The sequence below is a fragment of the Emticicia sp. genome (genome assembly GCF_049241225.1).
GTDB lineage: Bacteria > Bacteroidota > Bacteroidia > Cytophagales > Spirosomataceae > Emticicia.
Genome location: NZ_JBMLRC010000061.1, coordinates 1,339 through 9,509, shown reverse-complemented (window position 1 = coordinate 9,509; position 8,171 = coordinate 1,339). Strand labels below are relative to the sequence as shown.

The 8,171-nt window shown below is 38.2% G+C and carries 8 protein-coding genes; 3 read left to right on the top strand and 5 right to left on the bottom strand.

Annotation, left to right across the window (positions count from 1 at the left end; genetic code table 11):
• Positions 1-252, top strand: a 252-nt coding sequence (locus tag ACOVO2_RS04085) for a DsrE family protein (RefSeq protein WP_421768743.1), incomplete at its 5' end; no start/stop codon positions are given.
• Between the two features lie 91 nt (positions 253-343).
• Here the strand turns inward: ACOVO2_RS04085 and metF are convergent.
• Together metF and ACOVO2_RS04075 are read right to left on the bottom strand one after the other, a co-directional pair.
• Complete coding sequence (metF, locus tag ACOVO2_RS04080) at positions 344-1,303, bottom strand: methylenetetrahydrofolate reductase [NAD(P)H] (protein ID WP_188767706.1); 960 nt, start codon at positions 1,301-1,303, stop codon at positions 344-346.
• A gap of 136 nt (positions 1,304-1,439) precedes the next feature.
• Positions 1,440-2,726 carry an acetyl-CoA hydrolase/transferase family protein gene (locus ACOVO2_RS04075; RefSeq protein WP_421768742.1) on the bottom strand — a complete coding sequence of 429 codons (1,287 nt, stop codon included), beginning with the start codon at positions 2,724-2,726 and terminating at the stop codon, positions 1,440-1,442.
• A gap of 231 nt (positions 2,727-2,957) precedes the next feature.
• Between ACOVO2_RS04075 and ACOVO2_RS04070 the strand changes: the two genes are divergently transcribed.
• Positions 2,958-3,320 carry a hypothetical protein gene (locus tag ACOVO2_RS04070; RefSeq protein ID WP_421768741.1) on the top strand — a complete coding sequence of 121 codons (363 nt, stop codon included), beginning with the start codon at positions 2,958-2,960 and terminating at the stop codon, positions 3,318-3,320.
• Between the two features lie 67 nt (positions 3,321-3,387).
• Here the strand turns inward: ACOVO2_RS04070 and ACOVO2_RS04065 are convergent, their stop codons facing one another.
• The 3 genes from ACOVO2_RS04065 to ACOVO2_RS04055 all read right to left on the bottom strand — a co-directional run bounded on the left by ACOVO2_RS04065 (position 3,388) and on the right by ACOVO2_RS04055 (position 7,459).
• Positions 3,388-4,110 carry a Bax inhibitor-1/YccA family protein gene (locus ACOVO2_RS04065; protein ID WP_421768740.1) on the bottom strand — a complete coding sequence of 241 codons (723 nt, stop codon included), beginning with the start codon at positions 4,108-4,110 and terminating at the stop codon, positions 3,388-3,390.
• 84 nt (positions 4,111-4,194) lie between these two features.
• Positions 4,195-5,472 carry a rod shape-determining protein RodA gene (rodA, locus tag ACOVO2_RS04060; RefSeq protein ID WP_421768739.1) on the bottom strand — a complete coding sequence of 426 codons (1,278 nt, stop codon included), beginning with the start codon at positions 5,470-5,472 and terminating at the stop codon, positions 4,195-4,197.
• Position 5,473: 1 nt separating this feature from the next.
• On the bottom strand, positions 5,474-7,459 hold the full coding sequence (locus tag ACOVO2_RS04055; RefSeq protein ID WP_421768738.1) for a penicillin-binding transpeptidase domain-containing protein: 1,986 nt from the start codon (positions 7,457-7,459) through the stop codon (positions 5,474-5,476).
• 303 nt (positions 7,460-7,762) lie between these two features.
• Here ACOVO2_RS04055 and tsaE point away from each other — a divergent pair, with 303 nt between their 5' ends.
• Positions 7,763-8,167, top strand: a complete 405-nt coding sequence (gene tsaE, locus ACOVO2_RS04050) for a tRNA (adenosine(37)-N6)-threonylcarbamoyltransferase complex ATPase subunit type 1 TsaE (protein WP_421768737.1) — start codon at positions 7,763-7,765, stop codon at positions 8,165-8,167.
• Positions 8,168-8,171: the final 4 nt, after the last annotated feature.

Genomic DNA, 8,171 nt, shown 5'->3' with positions numbered 1-8,171 from the left:
TTTCATTTTTTAGGAACACCCGTCATTTTAGAAGATGAAGCCTACAAAAAGAAGTTTGGAATGTCAAACCCAAATACGGCATTAATCAATGAATTAAGCAAAAATGGTGTGCGTTTTTTCGTGTGTGGGCAGTCGCTTAGGGCAAGAAAATTAGTAGATGAAAAACGCAATGAAAACATAAAAGTAGCACAATCGGCCTTGATAACTTTCAGTACTTATCAGAGTAAAGGTTATGCTTTGATTTTGCCATAAAATCGTAGAGCCGTTGCATGCAACGGCTCATATCATAAAAATATCTTATTCCAAATTTTAGACGTTGCAGTGCAACGTCTCTACGGAATTCTCAAAATACTTGTCTCGCAACGGCCATTGTCGTATCTGACTTACTCATTGTGTAGAAATGCAAAGCAGGTACACCGAAATCAATTAATTCACGGCATTGCTGCACTGACCACTCGATACCCAATTGTTTGGCTTGTTTATCGTTTTCGCAAGCCATTACTTCTTTTCTGAATGCCTCTGGCATATCCAGATAAAATAATCTTGGTAAAATATCTAATTGCTTTTTAGTAGCCAAAACTTTCAAACCCGGTATAATTGGAATAGTAATGCCTTCGGCACGACAACGATTCACAAAATCGAAATACTTTTGGTTATCGAAAAACATCTGAGTCACTACATAATCTGCTCCAGCGGCTACTTTACGTTTCAGATTTTCCATATCTTGGTCTAAATCAGTAGCTTCAAAGTGTTTTTCGGGGTAAGCAGCCACACCGATACAAAAATCGCTGGCATTCAAATACTCCGAATCTTCGTGCAAATATTTGCCACTATTCATGTCTTTTATCTGCGAAACTAACTCATTGGCAAACTGATGCCCGTCTTTTTTGGCTTTGAAAGTATCATATGGCTTCGCAAAATCACCACGGAGAGCCAACACGTTATCAATTCCTAAATAATTGAGGTCAATCAATAAATCTTCAGTATCGTCTTTTGTAAAACCACCACAAAGTACATGCGGCACTGGGTCGATTTTAAAACGGTGCATGATTGACGAACAAATTCCGACTGTTCCGGGGCGTTTACGAGTACGTACCTCCTTGATTGAGCCATCAGGCATTTGCTTCGTAAAATATTCTTCACGGTGAAAAGTAACATCAATAAAAGGAGGTTTCAATTCCATCATTGGCTCAATGGCATTCAAGAGGTCATTGATATTAGTGCCTTTGGTTGGCGGAATGATTTCAATCGAAAAAATTGGTTTTCCGTTATTGCTCTTCAAATGTTCGGTTACTTTTGCCATTTTATAAAAGAAAGTTTTATCCTTATTTTTCGACAAAAATAGATATATTATTTATTAAAACAAATTTTTATAGTTATTTTATCTAATATTTAAGCATTAAGTAGTTATATTATTTTTACGTATAATAACAGAGTGATTAAAATTTAACCGAACTATGATGTTTGAAACGCTCATAGGCCGACTTAGCCAAAGCTTCTTGATGGTCGGGGTGAGCAATTTTGATGAGTTCTTTGGCCCTTTCTACCAAGTTCTTGCCAAATAAATAAGCAATTCCAAATTCTGTAACTACATAATGTACGTTGGCCCGAGTAGTTACTACGCCCGCTCCTTCTTTCAGATGCGAGACAATCTTCGACAAGCCATTAGCAGTGGTAGCATTCAAAGCAATAATTGGTTTTCCACCTTCTGATAATGCCGCTCCTCTGATAAAATCCATTTGTCCGCCCACGCCCGAATACATATTATAACCAATGCTATCAGCACAAACTTGGCCAGTAATATCAATTTCAATGGCACTATTAATGGCCGTAACCTTCGGATTTTGTCTAATAATTGAGGTATCATTTACGTAATCTACCCGCATCATTGTCACGAGTGGATTATCATCAACAAAATCGTAGAGTTTCTTAGACCCACACAAAAACGTAGAAACAATTTTCCCTCGATTACGCTTTTTGTATTTTCCTGTAATAATTCCTTTTTCGACCAGCGGAATAATACCATCAGAAAACATTTCGGTGTGAATTCCTAAATCTTTGTGGTTATTGAGAGCAGCCAAAACCGCATTCGGAATACTGCCGATTCCCATTTGGAGTGTTGCTCCATCTTCTACTAAAGAGGCCACGTGGCTACCAATTCGTTTGTGTTCATCGGTAGGTTCGCCCCACGAAACTTCGTGAAGAGGCTCATCAAAAGGCACAAAATAATTGATTCGACTGGTGTGAATTTGGGCATCACCAAGTGTACGAGGCACGAATTTATTTATCTGAGCAATAACCACATCAGCCGAGTCGATTGCTGCTAAAGTAGCATCAACCGATGTGCCGAGCGAACAAAAACCACTTTTATCTGGTGTAGAAACCGAGATTAAAGCGATATTTAACTTGATGATGTTTTGGATAAAAAGTTTAGGAATCTCCGATAAAAAGACTGGAATATAACTTCCCCGCCCTTCGGCAATGGCTTTTCGGGTATTTTTTGCAATAAAAAAAGCGTTGGTATGAAAAACTTCGGCGTATTCGGGATTGGTATAAGGAGCTTCGCCTTCGGTGTGGAGGTGATATATTTCGATTCCTTTCAGCGTATCAGCTCGGCCAACTAAAGCATTTACCAAATGGTGAGGCACAGCCGAAACGCTGTGAATAAAAATTTTATCACCTGATTTTACAGTTTCGAGGGCTTCTTGGGCAGTTGTGATTAACATAAGCTTGTTTAATTTTTGTGCAAAAAAATAGGTTTCGTTGCCTTTAATACATGACAATAATCATCTTTTGAAACGCTTATGCTCAACTTTTATTTATCAAAAATAAGGGCATTATGTTATCATTATTTTTTCAAAATAAATATAAAAATAATTATATTTAATAAAGCAAACTAATTACTAAGTATTCACGTTTAGGCATTAGAATCATTATTAAACATTTATTATCTATCAATGAAAAAACTTTCTCTATTACTATTCTTGGGCATTTTTGCCTTTAGTTTTGATGTTTCGGCACAAACTACTTCCACCATAACAGCAGTAACTGATACAGTTGCCGCCAAAGCTTATGTAGGTAAATATAAGGTAAAAGAAGGACCTTTTGAAGAATTAATTATAAGTATTCAGAATGGTAAACTTTTTGGTGAAGCGGTAGGCCAAGGCTCGGCTGAACTCGCTCCGACCAAAGAGGCTGATATTTTTGAAGTTATGGGTTATGATGGAAAAATCGAATTCGTCAGAAACGATGCAAAAGTTGTTGTAAAAGCGAAACTCTCCATACAGGGTAATGTAATTGAGAGCGAAAAACAACCTTAAATGACTTTTTGGGCATAAAAAACGCCGCTTTGAGCTTCAAAGCGGCGTTTTTTATGCCTAATTATTTCTATCGACGTGAAGCTAATTTTGCTAATAACTTTAAGATTTCGAGATACAACCAAATGATTGTTACCATCAAACCAAAAGCGGCATACCACTCCATGTATTTAGGAGCTTGCATTTCGGCACCTTGCTCAATCAAATGAAAATCTATGATTAAATTCATAGCAGCAATTGTGATTACTACTAATGAGAAAATTATCCCGATAATACCTCCTTCGTGGATATACGGCACGTTTATACTAAACATCCCCAAAATCCAAGTAAGCATATACAACAAGAAAACCGCTCCAGTTGCAGCTGCTACGCCAAACATAAAGCCTTGAGTTGCTTGCAATACTTTCGTTTTATACAAAAACCACATCACAAATACCACTCCGAATGTAAGACCTGCGGCAATCAATGCAAATTCTTGGAAAATGGCCGAGATGGCACCAATCGCTAAACCTTCGAGCAAAGCATAAGTGGGTGCTAATTGTGGAGCCCATTCTTTCTTAAATGCTAAAACTACTGCACAGAGGAGTCCACCGATACAACCAGCAGGAATAAGCATTGGAGCGATACTCCAACCTTGCACCAATCCTATCCAAGAAACAGCCGAAGACGCCATTAGGATAAATAACAAGATACCGACTTTAGTAAGGGTTGATTCTACCGTCATGACCTCGTTGCGGTCGTAGGTATAATCAATATTTGTGAATGTTTTTTCTGAAAATGCTGGATTTGCCATAGATAATTGTTGGTTTTAGGTTTTAATAGATAAAGCAATTAAATGAAAATTCTGAATTTTTCAAAATAATTTTTATCAGTCCTTTTACACTTTATAACTACGGTGAGCATCTAACTTCAAAAATATAAACAACAAGATTGTGAATGACCAAAGCGACGAACCACCATAACTCAAAAACGGCAATGGAATACCGATTACGGGCATTAGACCAATAGTCATACCAATATTCACGAACAGGTGAAAAAACAGAATAGAAGCTACACAATAACCGTAAATACGAGAGAATTTACTTCGTTGCTTTTCAGCTAAATTGATGATTCTATTCAATAATGCCGCAAATATCAAAATCACGATAACACTTCCCACAAAACCCCACTCCTCGCCTACCGTACAGAAAATAAAGTCAGTTGATTGCTCAGGTACAAAGTCGAATTTGGTTTGTGTACCTTGTAAATACCCCTTTCCGATAATTCCACCCGAGCTGATAGCTACCCTCGATTGTGTAACGTTCCAACCTGCTCCAAGTGGGTCGGAGTCAGGATTTACTAATACTTGAATACGTTTTTGCTGGTGTGGTTGCAATACATTCGTTGTGAAAAACTTCACACCAAATACAAATGCCGATGCAATGACAAATACGCCACCCAGACGAATGAGGTTCTGACGAGTACGTTCGTAGCGTTTCAAAAACATATACCAAAACAAACCACAAGCTACCGCCAAACCAGCCACCACATAAAACTTATTGAAGAATAATACTAATACAAAAAGAATCGCTAAGGCTATACCAAGAGCAGGATAAATACCTGGAAGGCCTTCACGGTAGAAAACTGCGATAAATGCAGCAAAAGTCAAGGCCGAACCTGTTTCTTTCTGCAAAATGATGATGATTGGTGGCACAAAAACCAATAAACCTGCTACGATTGCATCTCTAACTTTCGAGATATTTACCCCTTGTGTACTCAGAAATCTCGCCAATGCCAAAGCCGTAAAGATTTTAGAAAATTCGGCGGGTTGCAAGGAAAATGTGCTTCCTAATTTTATCCAAGACCTCGAACCTTTGATTTCGGTTGCCAAAAAGATGGTTGCAATCAATAATAAGATTATGAAACCATAGAATATATAGGCAAATGAGTCATAGACTTTGTAATCGACAAAGAGTATAATAAGAATCAATACGAATGTTGATGAAATAAAGAGCAACTGCTTCCCGGCATTATGAGAAGTAGAAAAAATCGTAATTGGGTTTTCGGGGTTGTAAACCGCCGCATAAATATTCAACCAGCCAAAAAACACCAGTGCCGCATAAAGCCAAACTGTTGTCCAGTCAATTCCTTCTCGAATATCAATTTCACGTGCCATACTATTTGGTTTTATTTAGATTTTCTTCCTTTGGTTTGATAAATGTTGTCTTCACAGGTTTCTCCGACTCTTTCTGAGGTTTTGTTGGAGCCACAGGAGCAGCTGGCGTAGGCTTACTGGTTGACTCTGGCGTAAGTGTCGGAATTGGTTTTGCGGCTGCACCAGCGGCCATTGCTTCAACAGTTTTGATACTCAGATTCAACATACGCTCTTTAATAGCCGTACGCTCGATTTTGCGTTTCAAGTATTTCTCAATCATCAAGGTAGCAATCGGAGCAGCCACCGAACCACCAAAACCTGCATTTTGAACCATTACTGCAATTGCAATTTTAGGGTTATAACGAGGAGCAAATGCTATGAAAATTGAATTATCTTTTCCTTTTTTGTTTTGAGAAGTACCCGTTTTTCCACAAATTTCGATACCTTCAACGATACCAGCTCCACCACCAACGGTTCCACGCTCAACAGCATCCTGCATACCTCCGATGATTGCTTCAAAATGACGTGGGTCTATATCCGTACGGTGTACCTGACGGTGTTCGGGAGCAACTCCTTTTCCGTTTTGGCCAACGCCTCTCACTAAATGTGGTGTTACCCAATAACCTCGATTGGCAATGGTAGCAGCCAAATTAGCCATTTTAAGCATATTCACCGAAATTTCACCTTCACCGATGCTCAAAGAGTAAATATTAGAAAACTTCCATTGGTTCGAGCCATAACGCTTATCGTAATATTTTACGTTGGGTAATAAGCCCGAAGACTCAGAAGGCAAATCAATGCCGAGCTTTTGACCATACCCGAATTTTTCAACCATATCATGCCATTTTGATAGCATAATTGGAGCTGCTTTAAAAGGATTTGTCTCGCTTGTAGCCGCCATTGTTTTCTTGAATACATGGTAAAAGTAAGGATTACAAGAATACTGAACGGCATTGTGTAAATTACCCGAAGGGTGTCCATGACATTTTACGGGAGCATTACCACAAACAAAGAAAGTTTCGGGTGTGATTGACCCAAGCTGTAAACCAACCAACGATTGTACTAATTTAAAAGTCGAACCTGGGCGAAAGAAACCAGTAGCTACACGGTCGTTGAGCGGTTTATCGGGGTTTCGGTAAAGTTCTTTAAAATATTTACTAAATTGTTTACCCGAAAGCATGTTTGGGTCATAGTACGGATACGAACCCATCGCCAAAATCTCGCCAGTTCGTGGCTCAATTGCTACTGCACAACCTGTTTTTCCTTGAAAAAGGCTATCGGCCAACTGCTGAATCTCGACATCAACTGTGGTAAAAAGATTTTTACCAATAACCGCCAATGTATCATACTCTCCATTTGAATACGAGCCTTTATTTTCGCCGTGAACATTCATCATTGTAAACTTCACACCTCGCCTACCCCGAAGTTCCATTTCATATTGCTTTTCGAGACCCGTAATTCCGATGTAGTCGCCACTTCTATAATATTCAACTTCTTGTGCTTCGTATGCTTTTTTACTAATTTCACCGATGTAACCCAAAGCATTGGCCATTGTGCGTGCAGGATACGTACGGAAGAACGAAAGTTCAAAAGTAAAACCAGGAAAACTCACCATAGCATCAGCCACACGAGCGTAATCTTCTTTCGATAACTGACGCAAAAACAACGTAGCACGATTGCGTGAATAACTCTTCGCGATGGCCATCGTACTATCAAAATAAGAACGAGTGATATTGAACAAACGGCAGAAAGTTGTCGTGTCCATTTGTTTTACTTTGTAGGGAGTAACGTACATATCATAGACATCTACGTTTGCTACTAAAAGTTTACCGTTTCGGTCATAAATCTGACCTCGGAGAGGAATCTGCACCTCTTTCTTTAAAGCCCCAGTAGAGCCAATCGTATGGTAGGTATCATCTATCACCTGAAGGTAAAACAACCTTAGTGCATAAATGGTACAAACTAAAAAGAAAAAACTAAGAATGATTTGCTTTCTGTCTTGGAACATTCTACTTATAAAATCTATTGGGTTTTGGCTAAAATATAGGTCACAGCAATTAATCTTTAGCTCATAAACGATACTGGCTTGCTCAATGAAGCTAAATACTAATCGCTATTGACTAACAGGCACGTTTATTTATGTGTGCGTTTTTTATTTCGTCTAACAAAGTTCTTGAAAAATCAACAGATTTCTGCATATATTGCCTAAGAAAATTTGTTTTTTTTACAAAAACGATTTTTCTGAAATAAGATTGAAATTATTTTAAGTATTTATGCGATTTTTGCAGGAAAATTTCAATAAACCATTCAAATGTTTTATAATTTAGAAGATTTAGGGCAAATTTCTCATCAAGTAATTAAGGCCGCAAAAGGCCGAAAAATTTGGATTTTTGAGGGAGAAATGGGGGCGGGAAAAACAACCTTGATAAAAGCAATTTGTCAGAAACTTGGCGTTATTGGAAACATCCAAAGTCCAACTTTTTCGATAGTCAATGAGTATCTCTCAGCAAACGACGAAATCATCTATCACTTTGATTTTTATCGTCTAAAAAACGAAACTGAGGCACTTGATTTTGGCGTTGAAGAATACTTCGACTCGGGCAATATTTGCTTACTCGAATGGGCCGAAAAAGTTGAATCTCTTTTACCAGATAATTGTTTTAAAATCACGATTAGTCTGACCGACGATTTAGGTAGAAACATAGAATTTAGTTAGAATA

What these genes read in the sequence shown, in the direction of transcription:
- metF (WP_188767706.1), bottom strand. Translation starts at nt 1,303, where the DNA reads ATGGCAAAAGTAACCGAACATTTGAAGAGCAATAACGGAAAACCAATT.
- ACOVO2_RS04075 (WP_421768742.1), bottom strand. Translation starts at nt 2,726, where the DNA reads ATGTTAATCACAACTGCCCAAGAAGCCCTCGAAACTGTAAAATCAGGT.
- ACOVO2_RS04070 (WP_421768741.1), top strand. Translation starts at nt 2,958, where the DNA reads ATGAAAAAACTTTCTCTATTACTATTCTTGGGCATTTTTGCCTTTAGT.
- ACOVO2_RS04065 (WP_421768740.1), bottom strand. Translation starts at nt 4,110, where the DNA reads ATGGCAAATCCAGCATTTTCAGAAAAAACATTCACAAATATTGATTAT.
- rodA (WP_421768739.1), bottom strand. Translation starts at nt 5,472, where the DNA reads ATGGCACGTGAAATTGATATTCGAGAAGGAATTGACTGGACAACAGTT.
- ACOVO2_RS04055 (WP_421768738.1), bottom strand. Translation starts at nt 7,459, where the DNA reads ATGTTCCAAGACAGAAAGCAAATCATTCTTAGTTTTTTCTTTTTAGTT.
- tsaE (WP_421768737.1), top strand. Translation starts at nt 7,763, where the DNA reads ATGTTTTATAATTTAGAAGATTTAGGGCAAATTTCTCATCAAGTAATT.